At 59.7% G+C, this 20,548-nt stretch carries 21 protein-coding genes; 11 read left to right on the top strand and 10 right to left on the bottom strand.

Features of this window, described 5'->3' with window-relative positions; genetic code table 11:
• The first annotated feature begins 25 nt into the window (after positions 1-25).
• The 3 genes from rpe (at position 26) to trpE (ending at position 3,065) form a co-directional block, all read left to right on the top strand.
• The gene (gene rpe, locus AC19YS_RS22510; protein ID WP_106575506.1) at positions 26-700 is read left to right on the top strand and encodes a ribulose-phosphate 3-epimerase; all 675 of its coding nucleotides are present in this window, start codon (positions 26-28) and stop codon (positions 698-700) included.
• A complete protein-coding gene (locus AC19YS_RS22505) occupies positions 697-1,515 on the top strand; it encodes a phosphoglycolate phosphatase (RefSeq protein WP_200625587.1) in 819 nt (272 codons plus the stop codon). The genes rpe and AC19YS_RS22505 overlap by 4 nt, the downstream gene beginning before the upstream one ends.
• Before the next feature lie 68 nt (positions 1,516-1,583).
• Positions 1,584-3,065 carry an anthranilate synthase component I gene (gene trpE, locus AC19YS_RS22500; RefSeq protein ID WP_106575504.1) on the top strand — a complete coding sequence of 494 codons (1,482 nt, stop codon included), beginning with the start codon at positions 1,584-1,586 and terminating at the stop codon, positions 3,063-3,065.
• 136 nt (positions 3,066-3,201) lie between these two features.
• On the opposite strand, the gene estP is transcribed toward trpE, so the two are convergent.
• Entirely contained in the window at positions 3,202-5,124 is a 1,923-nt protein-coding gene (gene estP / locus AC19YS_RS22495; protein WP_500602692.1) for an esterase EstP, read from the bottom strand.
• 422 nt (positions 5,125-5,546) lie between these two features.
• On the opposite strand from estP, the gene AC19YS_RS22490 reads away from it, so the two are divergent.
• From AC19YS_RS22490 to AC19YS_RS22475, 4 genes are all read left to right on the top strand, one after another.
• Positions 5,547-6,140 (top strand): aminodeoxychorismate/anthranilate synthase component II, encoded by a 594-nt coding sequence (locus AC19YS_RS22490; RefSeq protein WP_094951420.1) that lies wholly within the window; start codon positions 5,547-5,549, stop codon positions 6,138-6,140.
• A 9-nt stretch (positions 6,141-6,149) separates the two neighbouring features.
• Positions 6,150-7,199, top strand: a complete 1,050-nt coding sequence (gene trpD, locus AC19YS_RS22485; protein ID WP_200625585.1) for an anthranilate phosphoribosyltransferase — start codon at positions 6,150-6,152, stop codon at positions 7,197-7,199.
• The gene (trpC, locus tag AC19YS_RS22480; protein ID WP_106575501.1) at positions 7,196-8,032 is read left to right on the top strand and encodes an indole-3-glycerol phosphate synthase TrpC; all 837 of its coding nucleotides are present in this window, start codon (positions 7,196-7,198) and stop codon (positions 8,030-8,032) included. Before trpD ends, trpC begins: the two co-directional genes overlap by 4 nt.
• 157 nt (positions 8,033-8,189) lie before the next feature.
• Positions 8,190-8,885 (top strand): lipoate--protein ligase family protein, encoded by a 696-nt coding sequence (locus tag AC19YS_RS22475; protein ID WP_124418580.1) that lies wholly within the window; start codon positions 8,190-8,192, stop codon positions 8,883-8,885.
• On the opposite strand, the gene crp is transcribed toward AC19YS_RS22475, so the two are convergent.
• On the bottom strand, positions 8,882-9,526 hold the full coding sequence (crp, locus tag AC19YS_RS22470) for a cAMP-activated global transcriptional regulator CRP (RefSeq protein WP_106575498.1): 645 nt from the start codon (positions 9,524-9,526) through the stop codon (positions 8,882-8,884). The two genes, AC19YS_RS22475 and crp, sit on opposite strands and share 4 nt — an antisense overlap.
• A 250-nt stretch (positions 9,527-9,776) precedes the next feature.
• On the opposite strand from crp, the gene AC19YS_RS22465 reads away from it, so the two are divergent.
• Positions 9,777-10,199, top strand: a complete 423-nt coding sequence (locus tag AC19YS_RS22465; protein ID WP_005792019.1) for an OsmC family protein — start codon at positions 9,777-9,779, stop codon at positions 10,197-10,199.
• A 66-nt stretch (positions 10,200-10,265) separates the two neighbouring features.
• Here AC19YS_RS22465 and coq7 read toward each other — a convergent pair whose 3' ends face one another.
• The 6 genes from coq7 to hemJ form a co-directional block, all read right to left on the bottom strand.
• Complete coding sequence (gene coq7 / locus AC19YS_RS22460; RefSeq protein ID WP_124418579.1) at positions 10,266-10,913, bottom strand: 2-polyprenyl-3-methyl-6-methoxy-1,4-benzoquinone monooxygenase; 648 nt, start codon at positions 10,911-10,913, stop codon at positions 10,266-10,268.
• Positions 10,914-11,030: 117 nt separating this feature from the next.
• Positions 11,031-11,369 (bottom strand): histidine triad nucleotide-binding protein, encoded by a 339-nt coding sequence (locus AC19YS_RS22455; RefSeq protein ID WP_106575496.1) that lies wholly within the window; start codon positions 11,367-11,369, stop codon positions 11,031-11,033.
• A 45-nt stretch (positions 11,370-11,414) separates the two neighbouring features.
• Complete coding sequence (locus AC19YS_RS22450; RefSeq protein WP_119737706.1) at positions 11,415-12,203, bottom strand: SDR family NAD(P)-dependent oxidoreductase; 789 nt, start codon at positions 12,201-12,203, stop codon at positions 11,415-11,417.
• Between the two features lie 62 nt (positions 12,204-12,265).
• The gene (locus tag AC19YS_RS22445; protein ID WP_124418578.1) at positions 12,266-13,231 is read right to left on the bottom strand and encodes a DUF805 domain-containing protein; all 966 of its coding nucleotides are present in this window, start codon (positions 13,229-13,231) and stop codon (positions 12,266-12,268) included.
• A gap of 71 nt (positions 13,232-13,302) precedes the next feature.
• Positions 13,303-14,265 carry an NAD(P)H-dependent flavin oxidoreductase gene (locus tag AC19YS_RS22440; RefSeq protein ID WP_169367715.1) on the bottom strand — a complete coding sequence of 321 codons (963 nt, stop codon included), beginning with the start codon at positions 14,263-14,265 and terminating at the stop codon, positions 13,303-13,305.
• Between the two features lie 24 nt (positions 14,266-14,289).
• On the bottom strand, positions 14,290-14,718 hold the full coding sequence (gene hemJ / locus AC19YS_RS22435; protein ID WP_119737710.1) for a protoporphyrinogen oxidase HemJ: 429 nt from the start codon (positions 14,716-14,718) through the stop codon (positions 14,290-14,292).
• Positions 14,719-14,854: 136 nt separating this feature from the next.
• Between hemJ and argC the strand changes: the two genes are divergently transcribed.
• Positions 14,855-15,889 (top strand): N-acetyl-gamma-glutamyl-phosphate reductase, encoded by a 1,035-nt coding sequence (gene argC, locus AC19YS_RS22430; RefSeq protein WP_200625582.1) that lies wholly within the window; start codon positions 14,855-14,857, stop codon positions 15,887-15,889.
• A 165-nt stretch (positions 15,890-16,054) separates the two neighbouring features.
• Positions 16,055-16,405, top strand: a complete 351-nt coding sequence (erpA, locus tag AC19YS_RS22425; protein WP_003176443.1) for an iron-sulfur cluster insertion protein ErpA — start codon at positions 16,055-16,057, stop codon at positions 16,403-16,405.
• 65 nt (positions 16,406-16,470) lie between these two features.
• Here erpA and AC19YS_RS22420 read toward each other — a convergent pair whose 3' ends face one another.
• On the bottom strand, positions 16,471-17,562 hold the full coding sequence (locus AC19YS_RS22420) for an anhydro-N-acetylmuramic acid kinase (protein WP_200625581.1): 1,092 nt from the start codon (positions 17,560-17,562) through the stop codon (positions 16,471-16,473).
• Between the two features lie 3 nt (positions 17,563-17,565).
• Complete coding sequence (locus tag AC19YS_RS22415) at positions 17,566-18,978, bottom strand: peptidoglycan DD-metalloendopeptidase family protein (RefSeq protein WP_179676595.1); 1,413 nt, start codon at positions 18,976-18,978, stop codon at positions 17,566-17,568.
• A 209-nt stretch (positions 18,979-19,187) separates the two neighbouring features.
• Here AC19YS_RS22415 and tyrS point away from each other — a divergent pair, with 209 nt between their 5' ends.
• A complete protein-coding gene (tyrS, locus tag AC19YS_RS22410) occupies positions 19,188-20,387 on the top strand; it encodes a tyrosine--tRNA ligase (RefSeq protein ID WP_005791998.1) in 1,200 nt (399 codons plus the stop codon).
• Positions 20,388-20,548: the final 161 nt, after the last annotated feature.

Below are 20,548 nucleotides of genomic sequence, written 5' to 3'. Positions count from 1 at the left end.
TGATTTAGCTCAAAAAAGGTGCGTCATGCAGCCCTTCGTTATCGCTCCATCGATTCTCTCCGCCGATTTCGCCCGCCTGGGTGAAGAAGTGGACAAGGTGTTGGCCGCCGGCGCCGACTTCGTGCACTTCGATGTCATGGACAATCACTACGTGCCCAACCTGACCATCGGCCCGATGGTCTGCGCGGCGCTGCGTAAGTACGGCATCACTGCGCCGATCGATGCGCACCTGATGGTCAGCCCGGTGGACCGTATCGTCGGTGACTTCATCGAGGCCGGCGCGACCTACATCACCTTCCACCCGGAAGCCACGCTGCACGTCGACCGCACCTTGCAACTGATCCGCGAAGGCGGCTGCAAGGCGGGCCTGGTGTTCAACCCGGCCACGCCGTTGAGCGTGCTTGAGTACGTGATGGACAAGGTCGACATGGTCTTGCTGATGAGCGTCAACCCAGGCTTTGGCGGGCAGAAATTCATTCCCGGCACCCTGAACAAACTGCGTGAAGCCCGCGCGCTGATCGATGCGTCGGGCCGTGACATCCGCCTGGAAATCGACGGTGGGGTCAACGTCAACAATATCCGTGAAATCGCTGCCGCCGGCGCCGACACCTTTGTGGCCGGTTCGGCGATCTTCAATGCGCCGGACTACCAGGCCGTCATCGACACGATGCGCGCCGAACTGGCGCTGGCGCGTCCATGAGCGGCTTTGAGCAGCTGTTCCCCGGCAAGCTGCCACGGCTGGTGATGTTCGATCTGGACGGTACCTTGATCGACTCGGTGCCGGACCTGGCAGCGGCGGTGGACCAGATGCTGCTCAAGCTGGGGCGCAAGCCTGCAGGGATCGAGTCGGTACGCATGTGGGTCGGCAATGGCGTGCAGATGCTGGTGCGCCGGGCCTTGGCCAACAACATCGATGCCGAAGGTGTCGATGATGTGGAGGCTGAGCACGCCCTGGAGTTGTTCAACGCGGCCTATGAAAACGGCCACGAGCTGAGCGTGGTTTACCCCGGCGTACGCGACACGCTCAAGTGGCTGCACAAGCAGGGCGTGGAAATGGCCCTGATCACCAACAAGCCGGAGCGTTTTGTCGCGCCATTGTTGGATCACATGAAGATCGGCCGTTACTTCCGCTGGATCATCGGTGGCGATACGTTGCCGCAGAAGAAACCCGACCCGGCGGCGCTGTTCTTCGTGATGAAAATGGCCAATATCCCGGCCTCCCAGTCGTTGTTTGTCGGTGACTCGCGCAGTGATGTGCTGGCCGCCAAAGCTGCGGGCGTGCAGTGTGTGGCCCTCAGTTACGGCTATAACCATGGCCGACCGATTGCCGAAGAAGCGCCGGCGCTGGTGATTGATGACCTGCGTCTGTTAATCCCCGGTTGCTTGGGAGCGGGCGCTGAGATAACGTTGCCCGACATCGAATCAACCCCTTCTGGAAACCCCATCGTGGTGGTCACTCGCAAACTCTGGATGAAAGTCATCAAGGCCCTGGCCCGCTGGCGTTGGCGCGCCTGACTGATCCTGGCCGCGCTGCGGCACGTTTGCACACCTGACCGTTTGACCCTCAAGCCACGAGGCACCTCATGATCCGCGAAGAATTCCTGCGTTTGGCCGCTGCTGGCTATAACCGTATCCCGTTGGCCTGCGAAACCCTGGCCGACTTCGATACGCCGCTGTCGATCTACCTGAAACTGGCCGACGAGCCCAACTCCTACCTGCTGGAATCGGTACAAGGCGGGGAGAAGTGGGGCCGTTACTCGATCATCGGCCTGCCGTGTCGCACGGTGCTGCGGGTGCACGACCATCATGTGAGCATCACGCTCGATGGCGTCGAGATCGAAAGCCACGACGTTGAAGACCCGCTGGCCTTCGTCGAGGCCTTCAAGGCGCGCTACAACGTGCCGACCATCGCCGGCCTGCCGCGCTTCAACGGTGGCCTGGTGGGTTACTTCGGCTACGACTGCGTCCGCTACGTGGAAAAACGCCTGGGCAAATGCCCGAACCCGGACCCGCTGGGCGTGCCGGACATTCTGCTGATGGTCTCCGACGCGGTGGTGGTGTTCGACAACCTCGCCGGCAAAATGCACGCGATTGTGCTGGCGGATCCTTCCCAGGCCGATGCCTTCGAGCAAGGCCAGGCCAGCCTTGAAGCCTTGCTGGAAAAACTGCGCCAGCCGATCACCCCGCGCCGTGGCCTGGACCTCAGCCGTCCACCGGCTGCCGACCCGGTGTTCCGCTCCAGCTTTACTCAGGATGACTATGAGCGCGCGGTGGATACCATCAAGGAATACATCCTCGCCGGTGACTGCATGCAGGTAGTGCCGTCGCAACGCATGTCCATCGACTTCAAGGCCGCACCGATTGACCTGTACCGCGCGCTGCGTTGCTTCAACCCGACGCCGTACATGTACTTCTTCAACTTCGGCGACTTCCACGTGGTGGGCAGTTCGCCGGAAGTGCTGGTGCGCGTCGAAGACAACCTGATCACCGTGCGCCCAATCGCCGGCACTCGCCCACGCGGCGCGACTGAAGAGGCCGACCTGGCGCTGGAAGAAGACCTGCTGAGCGACGACAAGGAAATCGCCGAGCACTTGATGCTCATCGACCTGGGCCGCAATGACACCGGCCGCGTCTCGGAAATCGGCTCGGTAAAGCTCACCGAGAAGATGGTCATCGAGCGCTATTCCAACGTGATGCACATTGTCTCCAACGTTACCGGCGAGCTGAAGGAAGGCCTGACCGCCATGGACGCGCTGCGCGCGATTCTGCCGGCCGGCACCTTGTCGGGCGCGCCGAAGATTCGCGCGATGGAGATCATCGACGAACTCGAACCAGTCAAGCGTGGTGTGTACGGCGGCGCCGTGGGGTATTTCGCCTGGAACGGCAACATGGACACTGCGATTGCGATTCGTACGGCGGTGATCAAGGACGGTGAGCTGCATGTGCAGGCGGGTGGCGGGATCGTCGCCGACTCGGTGCCGGCGCTGGAATGGGAAGAAACCCTGAACAAGCGCCGTGCGATGTTCCGGGCGGTGGCGTTGGCTGAGCAAACCCCGCAAAACTAAAGCCAGATGTAGATCCAACTGTGGGAGCGGGCTTGCTCGCGAAGGCAGAGTGTCAGTCACTGGATGTGTCGCTGATACACCGCCTTCGCGAGCAAGCCCGCTCCCACATTGGTTTTTCGCTGATCTTACAAGCAGTTTAGAAATCCAGACTCACCCCCACACTCACCCCTTGCTGGGTCAAATTGTCATCCTTGCTCACGTTATACGCCGCCCGTAACGCCAGCTCCTGCGTCAGCTTGTGGCTGAAGCCCAGACTTAAGCGATCCGAATTGCTGCGTGGCGTGTAGCCGTCCAGCTTGAAATCGATCCCTGGCACGCTGTTGAGCGACATCTTCACTCTCTGTGTGTCGTTTTCGAACTCATGCTCGTGGGCCACTTCGCCAAACACCTGGGTTTGCGGCGTGACGCGATAGCTGCCCTGCAAGCCGACGCCCAGGCGCTTGGAGTCGCGTTGTTGATCGTCAAAGGTCAGTGCGGTGGAGCGACTGTCCTTTTCCGAATAGCCATCGACCTCGACCCGTGCATAGTCGGCGCTGACGAACGGTGACAGGTGCCAGTCGCTGCCGGCGCCGGCAATGTCGTAACCCACGCGGCCGCTGAGGGCCCAGAGCCAGCCGTCGGTGTCGCCTTTTTCGGAGCCTTCGCTGACGCCCAGGGCGAACTTGCGCTTGAGGCTGTCGAAGTCCAGTTTGCCGCCGGTCAACGCCGCGTCCGCCCACCAATGGTTTTGCTGGTATTGGGCGAAAGCGGTGCCCATGTAGCTGTTGAGCTTGTAGTCCGAATCGCTGGCGCCGGCTTCAAGCGTCTGCCGATACAGGCCGGCTGCCACGCCTACGCGCCAGTTTTCGTCGAGCCGGTAGCTGCCCCCGACATTCAGGTTGTAGCCATTGCCGTCGCCGCTGGCCGAGCTGTTTTGATCATCGAAGTTCAGGCGCTGGCCGCCACCGGCCACGATGGCACGCCATTGGCCGACGGCTTGCCAATTGCCGTTGTCCGCCTGCCATTGGTTGCGCAGTTCGTCCTGATGGGCGCGCAACGTGCCTTGGGCCATCTCCGGCAGCAAGGTCAGTTCCCACGGCGCCGCAAGCAGTGAGTAGGCGTAGTCGGCGATCAAGCGTTGCCCGGCGATGGTGGGGTGGACCGAGTCGTTGTAGATCAGCTTGGTCGGGTCCGGACTGGTGCCGCCAATGCCGTAGGTCGGGTTGGCGGTGCAGCTGTTACCGCTGAAACAGGTACCGGTGAGGTTTTGTCCGGTCGCCAGGCCAAAGCGCGCCGGGCTGGCGAAGGCTTCATTGAGCAGCAGCGGAATATTCAACGGGATGATCTGCGCATCGATCTGAGACAGGCGCTGCACCAGTGACTGGTTGAAGAGGTTGCTCAGGGCCGAACTCGACGCCTGCAGCGGCGTGCCGTTGATGGCTGGAGTCAGGCCCAGGTCGGGCAGCATCCACACCATGATGTAGCGCGCGCCGGCCTGTTGCAGCACTTGGGCACTGTCGGCCAGGCGCCCGCCGGCGGCAACAGCCTGGCCTGGGCTGAGGACGCGGCCTTGCAGGAAGTCATTGCCGCCACCGGACAGGAAATACAGCGCATTGGGGTCGGCTCGCCCGCCGTTTGCCGGCAGATAACCCTGGCGACTGCGCAACACCGTACCGCCACCGGGGTTGCCAGGCGGAATCGCCGCGTTGGAGACCGAGGTAATGGAATCCAGGATGTTGTCGGTACGGTAGCCCCCGACTGCCCAGTTGTTGCCGTCGGGCAAGCCTTGCGCCGCGCGAACCGGCGAGGTGGAGGCATTCAGGTCGTTTGGCGCAACACCCAGCCGGGAACCGAGCAAAGTCGACGAAACCAGGCCGTAATCGCCCTGGAAGGTCGGGCCGGTGCGGTTGGTAAAGCGCAGCGTGGCGCCATTTGAACCATCCGGGAACTGACCGGCATCGGCCAGGCTGTCGCCGAAAACGACCATGGTTGAATACGGTGAGGAGGCTGCGAACGCCTGCGCGCAGGCCAGTGATAAGAGGCAGCCGGCAAGCGGTGCGAAAAACGGAGGTCTGAACATGCAAAATTCCATTTAGTTGTTTTTGTATCGGAAGCGAAACACTAGCAATGTAGTGAGGGTTCTCTGTGAAGAAAACAGTTTTTTCCTATAAAGATTTCGTCGTGATTACCCCGTATTCGCGGCTCCATATTGCACCGCTGGCGAGGCTACGTTACTGTGCCTGAACGTATGAATGAGACCCTCCCCGTGTTGATCATCAGCAAACTCTTGATGCGAGTAGTCAAGGCACACGCCCGTTGGCGTTGGCGCGCCTGACATTTTTCTCTGCCGGCTTGGCCGGACCTGTACCGATTTGCCTTCTTCACCCGTTGTTTTGACGCCCCTTGCCGGCTAACCCTGGCAACCGGAACGTGCGTCTGGCAGCGGGTCACTCTCGGAAGGCGGTCATTCGAAATCAGTGAATTCAAGAGGTTTGAACCCACATGTTGCTGATGATTGATAACTACGACTCCTTTACCTACAACGTTGTGCAGTACCTGGGCGAGCTCGGTGCCGAGGTCAAGGTCGTGCGCAACGATGAACTGACGGTCGCCGAAATCGCCGCCCTGAATCCGGAGCGCATCGTGGTTTCGCCAGGCCCTTGCACGCCGACCGAAGCCGGTGTGTCCCTGGAGGCAATCAAATATTTCGCTGGCAAGTTGCCGATCCTGGGCGTGTGCCTGGGCCACCAGTCCATTGGCCAGGCCTTTGGCGGTGATGTGGTTCGCGCGCGCCAGGTGATGCATGGCAAAACCAGCCCGGTGTTCCATAAAGACCTGGGCGTATTCCACGGCCTGAACCTGCCGGTAACGGTCACCCGCTACCACTCGCTGGTAGTCAAGCGTGAGACCCTGCCCGAGTGCCTGGAGCTGACCGCCTGGACCCAGCTGGAAGACGGTTCGGTCGATGAGATCATGGGCCTGCGCCACAAGACACTGAATATCGAAGGGGTGCAATTTCACCCCGAGTCGATCCTGACCGAGCAGGGCTACGAGCTGTTCGCTAACTTTCTCAAGCAGAGCGGCGGCACGCGCTAAGGACTTTCCATGGATATCAAGACTGCCCTGAGCCGTATCGTCGGCCATCTGGACCTGAGCACCGCTGAAATGAGCGATGTGATGCGCGAGATCATGACCGGCCAATGCACCGAGGCGCAGATCGGCGCGTTCATGATGGCGATGCGCATGAAGAGCGAAAGCATCGACGAAATCGTCGGCGCTGTGTCGGTTATGCGTGAGCTGGCCGACAAGGTCGAACTCAAGACCCTCGACGGCGTGGTCGATGTAGTCGGCACCGGCGGTGACGGCGCGAATATCTTCAACGTGTCGACGGCTTCCTCCTTTGTGGTCGCGGCGGCCGGTTGCACCGTGGCCAAGCACGGTAACCGCGCGGTGTCTGGCAAGAGCGGCAGTGCCGACTTGCTGGAAGCGGCCGGGATCTACCTGAACCTGACGCCGGTACAAGTGGCGCGCTGCATCGACAGCGTCGGCATTGGCTTCATGTTTGCTCAATCCCACCACGGTGCGATGAAACACGCCGCCGGCCCGCGCAAGGACCTTGGCCTGCGCACCCTGTTCAACATGCTCGGCCCGCTTACGAATCCGGCCGGTGTGAAACATCAGGTGGTGGGTGTGTTCAGTCAGGCGCTGTGCCGCCCCTTGGCCGAGGTGTTGCAACGCCTGGGCAGCAAGCACGTGCTGGTGGTGCATTCCAAAGACGGTTTGGACGAGTTCAGCCTGGCAGCCCCGACCTTTGTGGCGGAACTGAAGAACGACCAAGTCACCGAGTACTGGGTCGAGCCCGAAGACCTCGGCATGAAAAGCCAGAGCCTGCATGGCCTGTCGGTGGAAAGCCCGGCCGCCTCGCTTGAATTGATTCGGGATGCCCTGGGGCGTCGCAAAACGGAAAACGGCCAGAAAGCTGCCGAAATGATCGTGCTCAATGCCGGCGCGGCACTGTATGCCGCCGATCACGCCTACAGTCTCAAAGAGGGCGTGGCCCTCGCACATGATGCATTGCACACCGGGCTCGCTCGCGAGAAGCTCGAAGAACTGGGTGCCTTTACTGCGGTGTTCAAGATGGAGAATGAAGGATGAGTGTTCCGACCGTTCTGGAAAAAATCCTGGCCCGCAAGGCTGAAGAAGTCGCCGAGCGTCGCGCCCGCGTCAGCCTGGCCGAGTTGGAAGCTCAGGCGAAGATCGCCGATGCGCCGCGTGGTTTTGCCAATGCCCTGATAAAGCAGGCCAAGGACAAGCAGCCCGCGGTCATTGCCGAGATCAAAAAAGCCTCACCCAGCAAGGGCGTGATTCGCGAACTCTTTATTCCTGAAGAGATTGCCAAGAGCTACGAGAAGGGCGGCGCGACCTGCCTTTCGGTCCTGACCGACATCGACTACTTCCAGGGCTGCGACCTGTTCCTGCAACAGGCCCGCGCGGCGTGCAAGTTGCCGGTGATCCGCAAAGACTTCATGGTCGACCCATACCAAATCGTCGAAGCCCGTGCCTTGGGCGCCGACTGCGTGCTGCTGATCGTCTCTGCACTGGATGACGTGAAGATGGCCGAGTTGGCAGCCGTGGCCAAAAGTGTTGGCCTGGATGTGCTGGTGGAAGTCCACGATGGTGATGAGCTGGAACGTGCACTGAAAACCCTCGATACACCGTTGGTGGGGGTCAATAACCGCAACCTGCACACTTTTGAAGTCAGCCTGGAAAACACCCTTGACCTGTTGCCGCGAATTCCGCGCGACCGTCTGGTTATCACCGAGAGTGGCATCGTTAACCGCGCCGATGTGGAACTGATGGAAATCAGCGGTGTGTACTCGTTCCTGGTGGGCGAAACCTTTATGCGCGCCGAGAACCCGGGGGCGGAACTGCAGCGTTTGTTCTTCCCTGAGCGTGGCGTGGCGGTCAGCGGCTCCACATTAGACTGATTTGGAATGCGGTCAACAATGTGGGAGCGGGCTTGTGTGGGAGCTGGCTTGCCTGCGATAGCATCACCAGGGTGTAACTGATACACCGAGGTGCCTGTATCGCAGGCAAGCCAGCTCCCACATTGGTTTTGTGTCTATTCAGAGAAGTAGGTGTTTGATGATTCAACCCCTATCGATGACCGTAGAAGCCGGCCTCGCTGCCGAACAAGACCTGTTGGCGGCCGTTTGCGCTGGCGAGCGAGCGTTCGGGCTGCTGTTCTGGCAGCCCAGCGACCAAGCGCTGGTCATGCCGCGTCGCTTGAGCCGCTTGCCCGCGTTTGAAGCCGCGAGCCGCGTATCAGCCGATGCCGGTTGGCCGGTGTTGCTGCGTGAAACCGGCGGTGAGCCGGTGCCGCAGTCTGGCGCTACCGTCAATATCGCCCTGGTGTACGCGCCGCCACGCAGCGAAGGTGATCAAGGGCGCATCGAAACCGGTTACCAGCGTTTGTGCCAGCCGATCTGCGACTTATTGATTGAGTTGGGCGGTGACGCGTCCGTCGGTGAAATCGACGGTGCGTTTTGCGACGGTCGTTACAACGTCAACCTCAACGGTCGCAAGATGGTGGGCACCGCCCAGCGCTGGCGACAGAGCGGCGGCCGCCCGGTGGGGTTGGTGCACGGTGCCCTGTTGCTGGATGACGATCGCGAGGAATTGATTGCAGCGGTCAACCGTTTCAATGAAGCCTGCGGCCTCGACCAGCGTGTACGTGCCGACAGTCATATCGCACTGCATGAAGCCTTTCCCGCGCCGGATGCGATCAGCCGGCTGGATACCTTGTACCGTCAGATGCTGGCCGGCTTCCTGGCGGGTTAACGCGTACCGAACACCACCATGGTCTTGCCTTTGACGTGCACCAGGTTGCGCTCTTCCAGGTCCTTGAGTACGCGACCGACCATTTCCCGTGAGCAGCCGACAATGCGCCCGATTTCCTGACGCGTGACTTTGATCTGCATGCCGTCCGGATGGGTCATGGCATCCGGTTGCTTGCACAGCTCCAGCAGGCAACGGGCCACGCGGCCGGTGACGTCAAAGAACGCCAGATCACCGACTTTGCGTGTGGTGTCGCGCAGGCGCTGGGCAATCTGGCCGCTCAGGGCGTAAAGGATGTCGGGATCATGCTGGGCCAATTCGCGGAATTTCGCGTAACTGATTTCGGCAACGTCGCATTCAATCTTGGCGCGCACCCAGGCGCTGCGTTCCTGCTCTTTGCCGGCTTGCTCGAACAGCCCCAGCTCCCCGAAGAAATCGCCGGTATTGAGGTAGGCGATGATCATCTCGCGACCGTCTTCATCCTCGATCAGGATAGTGACCGAGCCTTTGATGATGAAGAACAGCGTTTCGGAACGTTCGCCCGCGCAGATGATGTTGTGCTTGGCCGGATAACGCCGGCGCTGGCAATGCATCAGCAGCTTGTCGAGATTCTTGATCTTGGGTGTGGGAGTAAGAGCAACCATGGTTGTATCCCGGAAAGACTGCACGGTGTGGTTGGATTTATTTTTTTATCCAGCGATGTCGGCATTGATACACGCTGTACAAAGGATGGCAATGCGCCATTGAATTGGCGCCAGCTTACCAGACACATTCTGCCTCGATTAAGGAATTTACCGAGCAAACGCTGTCATTGATCGCTTTGAAGGCAGGACGCTGCGGTTCCAAGGCCCTGTGCTAAGCTGGCGACCCTTTTTTAGCAGTGGAGTCTGGGCGATGAAGGCACGCATCCAATGGGCGGGCGAAGCCATGTTCCTCGGTGAGTCGGGCAGTGGCCATGTGGTGGTCATGGATGGCCCGCCGGAAGCCGGTGGCCGTAACCTGGGCGTACGTCCGATGGAAATGCTCCTGCTGGGTGTCGGCGGTTGCAGCAATTTCGACGTGGTCAGCATCCTGAAGAAATCCCGCCAGGCCGTGGAAAGCTGCGAAGCCTTCCTGGAAGCCGAGCGCGCCACTGAAGACCCGAAGGTGTTCACCAAGATCCACATGCATTTCGTAGTGAAGGGCCGGGCGCTGAAAGAAGCCCAGGTCAAGCGTGCCATCGAGCTGTCGGCCGAGAAGTATTGCTCGGCGTCGATCATGCTGGGCGCGGCCGGTGTGGCAATCACTCATGATTATGAAATCATCGAGTTGGGTTGATCGCCAAGCGGCAAAAGAAAAGGGCGCCTGTGTGGCGCCCTTTTTTGTGGGTCAGATTCAATGCACTTAGATGCGATAGGTGCTCTTGGTCATGACTTTGGCCAACAGGCTCATGCCAAACCGCACCGGCGCCGGGAAGCGAAAGCCGCCCGCATCCAATGCGCTTTCTGCGTGGTGTTCTTCATCGATGCGCATCTGCTCGAGAATGGCCCGGGACTTTTCGTCTTCGGCCGGCAGCTGTTCCAGGTGTTCATCCAGATGTTTGCACACCTGATGTTCCGTCGCTGCGACAAAGCCAAGGCTGACCTTGTCACTGATCAGGCCGGCAGCAGCGCCGATACCAAACGACAAACCGTAAAACAGTGGGTTCAGCACGCTCGTATGGCTGCCCAACTGACGAATGCGCTGCTCACACCAGGCCAGATGGTCGATTTCTTCCTCGGCGGCATGTTCCATCGCCGCGCGCACCTGCGGCAGCTTGGCGGTCAGCGCCTGGCCCTGGTACAGCGCCTGGGCACAGACTTCGCCGGTATGGTTGATGCGCATCAGGCCGACGACGTGGCGGGTGTCGGTCTCGCTCATCTGCGAATCCGGCTGCACGATTGCGGGCGATGGGCGGTACGGTTGGCCGCTGAACGGCAACAGCGTGCGCATGGCCATGTCGGCTTGCAGCAACAGACGGTCAATCGGCGAGTAGTGACGTTGGGTAGTCATGCTGACCTCCGGGAAGAATCTCGGCGGCCAGTTTACCGCAAGAGAGGGCGAAGCGTTTGCGTTGAGTCAAGGGCATGAAGTCGCAGCACTGGGCCGCGACCTTTGCAGGACGGCTGATCAGCCCGGTGGCCAGTTCATCTGGCGCTGCCCCAGTACGTGCATATGAATGTGATAAACGGTCTGCCCGCCTTCTTCATTGCAGTTCATCACCACGCGAAAGCCTTTCTCGCAGCCCTGTTCCACAGCCAGACGCTGAGCGGTAAACAGAATATGGCCGGCCAGGGCTTTATCGTCTTCGGTGAGGTCATTGAGGGTGCGGATCGGCTTTTTTGGAATGACCAGAAAATGCACGGGCGCCATCGGGGCAATATCGTGGAAAGCGAGGACCTGGTCATCTTCATAGATGATCTTCGCCGGTATTTCCCTGTTGATGATCTTGGTGAACAGAGTATCCACAGCTGTTTCTCCATTGTGAAAGTGCAGGGGAGTGTACCCAGGCCGTCAACGTGGGCAATAGGCCTTGTTGATCGCGCCGGCAATCTTGCGGGTCAGCCAGCGGGGGCTCAGGCGCGGGCTGAACGCCAGCCAACGGTTGCGCCGCCCGGGAATGATGATGGCTTTGTTTCTTTCCAAGGCTCGCACGGTATAAAGCGCGACTTCTTCCGGGCTCATCAGTTGTTGGCTGCGGTCGAGTTTGGCGGTGTCCATTTGCGCGGTACCAAAAAAGGCTGTGCGCGTGGGGCCGGGGCACAGCACCGAGACCTTGATGCCACAACTCTTCAACTCTTCGCGCAGCCCTTCGGAGAAGTGCAGTACATACGCCTTGCTGGCGTAATAGCTGCTCATCCATGGGCCCGGCTGAAACGCGGCGACCGAAGCAACGTTAAGAATCTGCCCGCCGCCATGCAGCGCCATGGCATTGCCCAGGGCATGGCACATACGGGTCAGGGCCAGGATGTTGACTTCGATCAGGTCTTGTTCGGTCATCCAGTCCTGGGCCAGGAACGGTCCGCTGGTGCCGATGCCGGCGCAGTTGACCAGCAGGTCGATCTGCCGCTCGCCCTCTTCAAGCTCCAGCAGGAACCCGGACAGGCGCAGCGGCTCGCCCAGATCGCAGGCGCGAAACAACACCTCGACGCCAAAGCGTTGAGTCAATTCGATTGCAATGCTTTCCAACTGATCACGCTGGCGGGCCACCAGAATCAAGCTGCGGCCGCGACGGGCCAATGCTTCGGCCAAGGCCAGGCCGATGCCGCTGGAGGCACCGGTGATCAGAGCGTAACGGGTCATGCCTTTCTCCATCGCAACGCCGCCGGGCCTGTGACAGAGGCATCACAGGCGCCGGGCGTTTCTCACTGTTCTGGAGAGTCTACAGGTTCGGCTGCGTCGTCAGCACTTTGCGCGCCGTCTTCTTCATCGACGATGACGCTTTGATCGGTGTCGTCATCGGCATTGATGGAGCTGCTTTCGTAGCTATTGCTCATATTGGCTTCGAATTGATTCAGGTAACCGTTCATGCCCAGCGTGACCAGGATGGCGAGCATCACCGGAATGAACGCCAGCCACATGGCAGCCAGCACCTTCACCGCAGTAGAGTTGCGTGGTGGCGGAGGGCCGTATTGGTTGGCACCTGGATTACCGGGCAGCACCAGCAGCAACAGCGGGAAAACGCTGTTCACCAAGGGCACCAGGTTCAGGAAGTACAGCCAGCCAGACCAGCCCAGATCGTGCAGGCGTTGCACGCCGATTTGCACGCTGACCCAGACCAGTGCAACAAACAGCGCGAAACCCAGCAGCGAGCCGAGAATAGCGCCGGCTATTGGCGAGGCGGTGGCGACGGCGAAACTGGCGGTGCTGATAATGCCCGCGGCGACCAGCATGGCGACGGTCAATACCAACGTCCAGGCCAGGTAGCGCAGGCGACCGATACGCCCGTGAATGGTGAAAACCTTGAGCGTTGCGAATTCCTCGGTGCTATCCCCCACGGCTGCACGGGGTGGCGCGTAAGGCGAGGCGGCGGCGCGCGAAAAATCAGCAGCGCTGGTCTGCGTTTCATGGGTTTCGGCCAGGCTGAACGCCACGGGCTGCTCATCTTCGATGCGGGCATCAACACCGGCGTTTTTCAGCGCAGTCAGGTAGGTCTCTGCATCCGCGCGCGACAGGTCACGCTTGAGCGCAACGGGGCGTCCGGTGAAGAGCTTTTCGATCGACTCGACATCGCTCTTGAACAACTCGGCGAGGTTGAGTTTGGCCGTGGTGCTTTCGACACCCGGGAGCAAGGCTCCGTCAAACACGATCTTGAAACGGTTGTCGCTCATGCGGGCATCCTTGTCACTGGTAAAGGAGGGGAGTTGCCGGCCCGCTTCAATCGGCAGGCCTGGCGAGTGTATCAGCGTGGCCAGCGCAGTTGTGTCGCCTGTTCGCGGGCCTTGCGGTATTCGGCATCCAGGCGGGCAATCAGTTCATCGACGCCGGGCAGATCGTCAATCTCACCGACGCCCTGGCCCGCAGACCACACCGTTTTCCATGCCTTGGCCTCGTCGCTCAACGGCTTGAGCTTGGAGCCGAAGTTGACTTCGCCTTTGCCCTGTAAGGCTGCGAGGTCGAAACCGGCGTTTTCCAGGCTCTGGCGCATAAAGCTGGCGGGCACGCCGGACACTGCGGGAGTGTGCACGATGTCGGCGGCACGCGATGTGAGCAGCATCTCTTTATACGCATCCGGGGCATGGCTTTCAGTGGTGCCGATAAAGCGTGTGCCGAAGTAGGCGAGGTCTGCGCCCAACAGTTGGGCGGCAAGGATCTCGTGGCCATGGTTGAGGCAGCCTGCCAACAGCAGGGTTTTGTCGAAGAACTGCCGAATCTCGGCGATCAGCGCGAACGGACTCCAGGTGCCGGCATGGCCCCCGGCGCCTGCAGCCACGGCGATCAGGCCGTCAACACCAGCCTCTGCGGCTTTCTCGGCGTGGCGCCGGGTGGTGACGTCGTGAAACACCAGACCGCCGTAGCTGTGCACGGCATCGACCAGTTCTTTCACCGCACCCAGGCTGGTGATGACGATCGGCACTTTGTGCGCCACACAGATCGCCAGATCGGCCTCCAGGCGGGGGTTGCTGTTGTGCACGATCAGGTTGACGGCATACGGCGCGGGGTTATCCAGCTGCGCCAGGCCCGCTTCGATTTCTTCCAGCCAGGCCTTGAAGCCGCTGCTTTCACGTTGGTTCAGTGCCGGGAAACTCCCGACCACGCCATTGCGACAGCAGGCCAGTACCAGTTGTGGGTTGGAAATCAGGAACATCGGCGCAGCCACCACGGGCAGGCGCAGACGTTGTTCAAGCAAAGCGGGCAGCGACATTGGAGGTACCCCGAGTGATTGAAGTTAGAACGGTTTGACCACGACCAAAATTACGATAGCCAGCAATATCAGAACCGGTACTTCATTGAACCAGCGATAAAAGACATGGCTGCGGGTGTTTTCGCCACGGGCAAAGCGTTTTACCTGTGCGCCGCACATATGGTGGTAACCGATGAGCAGCACGACCAGGGTCAGTTTGGCGTGGATCCAGGCACCGGATTGAAAGATGGCAGGGTTGAGGTAGATCAGCCAGCCGCCGAATATCAGCGTGGCGATCATCGCCGGGCCCATGATGCCGCGGTAGAGCTTGCGCTCCATGACGCTGAAGCGTTCTTTGCTGACGGTGTCTTCACTTTGGGCGTGATAGACGAACAGGCGGGGCAGGTAGAACAGCCCGGCAAACCAGCAGACGATAGCGACGATGTGGAAGGCTTTGATCCATAGATAGAGCATTTCTAGTTATTCCCAGGTTCACGGTAACTGAAGATAGTAGTGGCTCATGCGCCCGTACGTCACGTTGACGGTTGTCGCAGGGCGATGTGGCCCCTATTATCGACGGCTTTCCAGTGGGTTCGTTGAGGGCAGGTTTATGGTCAAGGTCGGTATCGTCGGCGGCACGGGTTACACCGGTGTCGAATTGCTGCGTCTGTTGGCTCAGCATCCGCAAGCTGAGGTGGTGGTTATCACTTCCCGATCCGAGGCCGGACTGGCCGTGGCCGATATGTACCCCAACCTGCGAGGCCACTACGACGGCCTGGCGTTCAGCGTGCCGGACATCAAGACCCTTGGCGCCTGTGACGTGGTGTTTTTCGCAACGCCTCACGGGGTGGCGCATGCACTGGCCGGTGAACTGCTGGCGTCGGGGACCAAGGTCATCGATCTGTCAGCCGATTTCCGTCTGCAGGATGCTGACGAATGGGCCAAATGGTACGGCCAGCCGCACGGCGCGCCTCAATTGCTGGAAGAGGCGGTATACGGCCTGCCTGAAGTCAATCGCGAGCAGATCAGGCAAGCACGCCTGATCGCGGTGCCGGGTTGCTACCCGACTGCCACGCAGCTGGGTTTCCTGCCATTGCTCGAAGCCGGGCTGGCGGACACTTCGCGCCTGATCGCAGACTGCAAGTCGGGTGTGAGCGGCGCCGGTCGTGGGGCAGCTGTGGGTTCGCTGTACTCCGAAACGTCCGAAAGCATGAAAGCCTATGCGGTAAAAGGGCACCGCCACTTGCCGGAAATTCGTCAAGGGCTGCGGCGTGCCGCTGGCAAGGAGGTCGGTCTGACGTTCGTGCCGCACCTGACGCCGATGATTCGTGGCATTCACTCCACGCTGTACGCAACCGTGGTCGATCGTTCGGTAGATCTGCAAGCGCTGTTTGAAAAGCGTTATGCCAACGAACCGTTCGTCGATGTAATGCCAGCTGGCAGCCATCCGGAAACCCGCAGCGTGCGTGGTGCCAACGTCTGCCGTATTGCCGTGCACCGTCCGCAGGATGGCGACCTGGTGGTGGTGTTGTCGGTCATCGACAACCTGGTCAAGGGCGCCTCGGGCCAGGCGGTGCAGAACCTGAACATCCTGTTTGGCCTGGATGAAAAGCTGGGCCTGTCCCACGCGGGCATGCTGCCGTAAGGCTTGCCTGCTGCTGTGCAAAAGGCCCGTTGATCGGGCCTTTTGTGTTTTTAATGGCGGCAACGCAGATTGATATACCGTAACAATAGTTGACCGCTTTTCTAGGAGAAGCGGATAATGCCCGCCATTACGCATATGGCGGCGGTACGCCGGGAGATTATCAGCATGAGCGTTGAGTCCTTCACCCCCACGGCTTTGCAATTCACCCACGGTGCTGCGCACAAGGTGAAGAGCCTGGTCGATGAAGAGGGTAATGATCGCTTGAAGCTGCGCGTATTTGTTACGGGCGGCGGTTGTTCAGGGTTTCAGTACGGTTTTACCTTCGATGAAGATGTGGCCGATGATGACACTATCGTCGAGCGCGAAGGCGTTAGCCTGGTCGTGGACCCGATGAGCTTCCAATACCTGGCAGGTGCCGAGGTGGATTACCAGGAAGGTCTGGAAGGTTCGCGTTTCGTGATCAAGAACCCGAATGCCACCACGACGTGTGGGTGCGGGTCTTCGTTCTCGATCTGATCCATAGCAGATAAAAAAACGCCGCTTGGCTTTGAAAGGCCAAGCGGCGTTTTGCTGTCTGGGAGTCAGGCCGGGTAAATCGCGCCCAGTACCCGCAGCCCACGTGCGCCGGTGACGCTGGGGCGGTTGGCGGCAATGCCTTCAAGGCAGCAATGGGCCAGCCAGGCGAAGGCCATGGCTTCGACCCAGTCGGGATCGACGCCATAAGTGGCGGTGCTGCTGACCTGGGTGGACGGCAGCAGCGCCGTCAGACGGTTCATCAGCGTGGCGTTATGCGCGCCGCCACCACAGACCAGCAGCGTTTCAGTCGCGGACTGTGCGGTTTGCAGGGATTCAACGATGGTCAGCGCCGTCAGTTCAAGCAGGGTTGCCTGTACGTCCTGAGGCTTAAACGCGGGTAATGTGCCGAGGTGTTGCTGCAGCCAGCTCAGGTTGAAGACTTCACGTCCGGTACTTTTCGGGCCTTTGGTGAGGAAGAAGGGGTCGCTGAGTAGGCGGCTGAGCAACTGAGGCTCAACCTTGCCACTGGCGGCCCACTGCCCGTCGCGGTCAAAGTGCTCGCCGCGCCGTTGGTGAATCCAGGCATCCAGCAAGACGTTTCCGGGGCCGCAGTCGAAGCCGGCTACCGGCTTGCCGGTCTCGATCAGGCTAAGGTTGCTGAACCCGCCTACGTTTAATACGGCACGGTTGCCGGCACGCTCACCGAACAACGCCTCATGAAACGCTGGCACGAGCGGCGCGCCCTGGCCGCCGGCGGCGACGTCGCGGCTGCGGAAGTCGCTGACCACGGTGATGCCTGTCAGCTCGGTGAGCAGCGCAGGGTTACCGATCTGAACGGTAAAGCCACGGGCCGGTTCATGGCGGATCGTCTGCCCGTGGCTGCCAATGGCGCGAATGTCTTCCGGCTTGAGGTTCTGCTGTTGCAGCAAGGCGTGGATGCCCTCGGCGGCGAGCGTTACCCAATGTCGCTGGGCCATCGCTGAACGTGCGATCTCATCCGGGCCGCTGGCGCACAGGCTTAGCAACTCGGCGCGCAGGGTCTCGGGCATCGGGATGTAGTGCGTGGCGATCAAGTTGATCGCCGGGTCTTGTTCGATCAGGGCGATATCCAGGCCATCAAGGCTGGTTCCGGACATCACACCTATATAGCGCGGCATACCTTAGCGCTTCGCCGAGGCCAGCAGGGTAGAGCGCTCCTGGTCCATGCGGGCCATCAGCGGCTGGCTTTGCTGCAGGAAGCGTGCGCGTTCGGCTTTGGCGATCGGGTCGGCCATCGGCAGCTTCTGGCCCAATGGATCGACGTGAACGCCATTCACCTGGAATTCATAGTGCAAGTGCGGGCCAGTGGACAGGCCAGTGGTGCCGATGTAGCCGATCACCTGGCCTTGCTTGACGTTACTGCCTGTGGACACGCCTTTGGCGAACCCTTGCATGTGGCCATACAGCGTGCGGTAGGTGTTGCCGTGCTGGATGATCACGGTATTGCCGTAGCCACCGCGACGTCCGGCCAGCAACACCTTGCCATCGCCGGCTGCTTTGATCGGCGTGCCACGCGGGGCGGCATAGTCGACGCCTTTGTGAGCGCGGATCTTGTTCAGGATCGGGTGTTTGCGGCCCATGGAGAAACGCGAGCTGATGCGAGCGAAATCTACCGGCGTGCGGATGAACGCCTTGCGCATGCTGTTGCCATCAGCCGTGTAGTAGCTGGTATTGCCTTGTTTGTTGGTATAGCGAACGGCGGTGTAGGTCTTGCCACGGTTGGTGAAACGCGCCGAAAGGATGGCGCCGGTGCCGACCACTTTGCCGTTGGCGACTTTCTGCTCGTAGATCACGTCGAATTCGTCGCCTTGGCGAATGTCCTGAGCGAAGTCGATGTCGTAGCCAAACACACTGGCCATGTCCATGGTCATGCTGTGGGACAAGCCGGCGCGGGCGGCCGATTGCGACAGCGAGCTGTTGATCACGCCATGTATGTAGGCGGAGCGCATCACCGGTTTGGTGGTGATGCGGTTGAAGGCAAAGCCTTTGGCGCCTTTGGTCAGCGAGATGCTTTCGAGGTCGCTGACATTGCTGTGCAGGTTGTTCAGCTGACCGTTGGGTGCCAGCTCGAACTGAAGCTTCTGCCCGTGCTTGAGCTGAGTGAATTGTTTGGCTTGTTTATCGCTCGCCAACACCTCATTAACAGTAGAGGCGGGCAGGCCCACTTTCTCGAACAGCGTTGAGAGAGTGTCGCCTTTGGCCACGATCACTTCGCGGTGCAGGGGGTTCTTGTCCGCAACGGCCGCAGGCGGCTCTTGAGTGGCTTGTTGAGTGTCTTCGGGAGTGCTTTCTATCTGCGCAAAGGGTGATTCGGTTGGTGCATTTGTGGCTTGTTGCGCTTCAGCAGCGTCTTGATCTTGTGTCAGTTGTTCAACTGGACTTTCCAGGTCAAGGCTCAGGGATGTTCGTTTGGCTTCTACGTCACTGGAAGGGAATACCAGGAGTGCCAGGCTGAGAAGAGCGGCGATACCACTTGCGGCGAGCAGGTGGGTCTTCGGGTAAAGCGGCGGCGCTTTAGACGGTTCTGTGGTCATAAGTAATTTTGACTTTGAAGATGAAATGGAAAAGATGAATGACATGATGAAGATGAAATAACTGTATAAAATATAACCAAATCATCTGTGGCGCAAGCTTGCGAACGCTGGGCTTGCTGAACGGTGTCCGTGCGCAGGGCAAAACTTGTAATTAGTCCCTGATCTTGTATGGTTGGTTCCCTTTTGAATCTGAGCCTTGCGGGTCTGTTATGAAGTCGGTTGAAGAGCAGCTAGCGCTGATAAAACGTGGTGCGGAAGAACTGTTGGTCGAGGCCGAGCTGATCGAAAAGCTCAAGCGTGGCCAACCCCTGCGTATTAAGGCTGGCTTCGATCCAACGGCGCCGGATCTGCACCTGGGTCACACCGTGCTTATTAATAAGCTGCGTCAGTTCCAGGAGCTGGGGCATCAAGTCATCTTCCTTATAGGTGACTTTACCGGGATGATCGGTGATCCAAGCGGCAAGAGCGCAACGCGCCCGCCGCTGACCCGTGAGCAGGTTCTCGACAATGCCGAGACCTATAAGACTCAGGTGTTCAAGATTCTGGATCCGGCCAAGACTGAGGTGGCCTTCAACTCCACCTGGATGGACAAGATGGGGCCGGCTGACTTTATCCGCCTGACATCCCAGTACACCGTGGCGCGCATGCTTGAGCGCGATGACTTCGACAAGCGCTACTCCACTAATCAGCCGATCGCGATTCACGAGTTCCTGTACCCACTGGTTCAAGGGTATGACTCGGTGGCGTTGCGCGCGGACGTTGAGTTGGGGGGCACCGATCAGAAGTTCAACCTGCTGATGGGTCGTGAGTTGCAGCGTGCGTATGGGCAAGAGGCGCAGTGCATTCTGACCATGCCGTTGCTGGAGGGGTTGGATGGCGTCAAGAAGATGTCCAAGTCCTTGGGTAACTATGTAGGTATTCAGGAAGCGCCGGGTGTGATGTACGGCAAGCTGGTTTCAATTCCGGACGCGTTGATGTGGCGTTACTTTGAGCTGTTGAGTTTCCGCTCGATGGATGAGATCAATGCGCTGCGTGCTGACGTCGAGGCGGGTGCCAATCCGCGTGACGTGAAGATCAAGTTGGCCGAAGAGATTGTGGCGCGCTTTCATGGCGAAGAGGCTGCGGCAAGTGCTCACCGTGCGGCAGGCAATCGCATGAAGGATGGCGAGTTGCCGGATGATCTGCCGGAGATCGAGCTGACTGCTGCTGAAGCGATGCCGATCGCTGCAGTGCTTAACAAAGCTGGCTTGGTGAAGAACTCGGCGGTTGCGCGTGACCTGTTGGGTTCCGGTGGCGTGCGTATAGATGGTGAGGTTGTTGATCGCACCTTTATATACGAGCTGGGCGCTACCCACGTTTGCCAGGCCGGTAAGAAGGCATTTGCGCGTATTACGCTTAAATCCGAATAAACCTGAAATTAAGTGTTGACGGCGTTTTATATCTGTCTATAATTCGCCCCACTTCCGGCGCAGTCGAAACGGAAAACTCCTTGGTAAACAAAGAGTTACGCAGAATTCGACAGCGAGTTGCTTCAGTTCATCGAAGCCCAGAAGGAGTTGGTAGAGCAGTG

It is taken from the genome of Pseudomonas sp. MF08831, assembly GCF_059862645.1.
The sequence above is the reverse complement of the archived record's forward strand: the minus strand, read 5'-3'. Positions and strand labels throughout refer to the sequence as shown.

What these genes read in the sequence shown, in the direction of transcription:
- AC19YS_RS22450 (WP_119737706.1), bottom strand. Translation starts at nt 12,203, where the DNA reads ATGACCCGTTACGCTCTGATCACCGGTGCCTCCAGCGGCATCGGCCTG.
- hemJ (WP_119737710.1), bottom strand. Translation starts at nt 14,718, where the DNA reads ATGCTCTATCTATGGATCAAAGCCTTCCACATCGTCGCTATCGTCTGC.
- AC19YS_RS22490 (WP_094951420.1), top strand. Translation starts at nt 5,547, where the DNA reads ATGTTGCTGATGATTGATAACTACGACTCCTTTACCTACAACGTTGTG.
- AC19YS_RS22445 (WP_124418578.1), bottom strand. Translation starts at nt 13,231, where the DNA reads ATGAGCGACAACCGTTTCAAGATCGTGTTTGACGGAGCCTTGCTCCCG.
- AC19YS_RS22415 (WP_179676595.1), bottom strand. Translation starts at nt 18,978, where the DNA reads ATGACCACAGAACCGTCTAAAGCGCCGCCGCTTTACCCGAAGACCCAC.
- erpA (WP_003176443.1), top strand. Translation starts at nt 16,055, where the DNA reads ATGAGCGTTGAGTCCTTCACCCCCACGGCTTTGCAATTCACCCACGGT.
- crp (WP_106575498.1), bottom strand. Translation starts at nt 9,526, where the DNA reads ATGGTTGCTCTTACTCCCACACCCAAGATCAAGAATCTCGACAAGCTG.
- trpC (WP_106575501.1), top strand. Translation starts at nt 7,196, where the DNA reads ATGAGTGTTCCGACCGTTCTGGAAAAAATCCTGGCCCGCAAGGCTGAA.
- AC19YS_RS22465 (WP_005792019.1), top strand. Translation starts at nt 9,777, where the DNA reads ATGAAGGCACGCATCCAATGGGCGGGCGAAGCCATGTTCCTCGGTGAG.
- trpD (WP_200625585.1), top strand. Translation starts at nt 6,150, where the DNA reads ATGGATATCAAGACTGCCCTGAGCCGTATCGTCGGCCATCTGGACCTG.
- trpE (WP_106575504.1), top strand. Translation starts at nt 1,584, where the DNA reads ATGATCCGCGAAGAATTCCTGCGTTTGGCCGCTGCTGGCTATAACCGT.
- tyrS (WP_005791998.1), top strand. Translation starts at nt 19,188, where the DNA reads ATGAAGTCGGTTGAAGAGCAGCTAGCGCTGATAAAACGTGGTGCGGAA.
- estP (WP_500602692.1), bottom strand. Translation starts at nt 5,124, where the DNA reads ATGTTCAGACCTCCGTTTTTCGCACCGCTTGCCGGCTGCCTCTTATCA.
- AC19YS_RS22440 (WP_169367715.1), bottom strand. Translation starts at nt 14,265, where the DNA reads ATGTCGCTGCCCGCTTTGCTTGAACAACGTCTGCGCCTGCCCGTGGTG.
- AC19YS_RS22475 (WP_124418580.1), top strand. Translation starts at nt 8,190, where the DNA reads ATGATTCAACCCCTATCGATGACCGTAGAAGCCGGCCTCGCTGCCGAA.
- AC19YS_RS22420 (WP_200625581.1), bottom strand. Translation starts at nt 17,562, where the DNA reads ATGCCGCGCTATATAGGTGTGATGTCCGGAACCAGCCTTGATGGCCTG.
- argC (WP_200625582.1), top strand. Translation starts at nt 14,855, where the DNA reads ATGGTCAAGGTCGGTATCGTCGGCGGCACGGGTTACACCGGTGTCGAA.
- AC19YS_RS22505 (WP_200625587.1), top strand. Translation starts at nt 697, where the DNA reads ATGAGCGGCTTTGAGCAGCTGTTCCCCGGCAAGCTGCCACGGCTGGTG.
- rpe (WP_106575506.1), top strand. Translation starts at nt 26, where the DNA reads ATGCAGCCCTTCGTTATCGCTCCATCGATTCTCTCCGCCGATTTCGCC.
- coq7 (WP_124418579.1), bottom strand. Translation starts at nt 10,913, where the DNA reads ATGACTACCCAACGTCACTACTCGCCGATTGACCGTCTGTTGCTGCAA.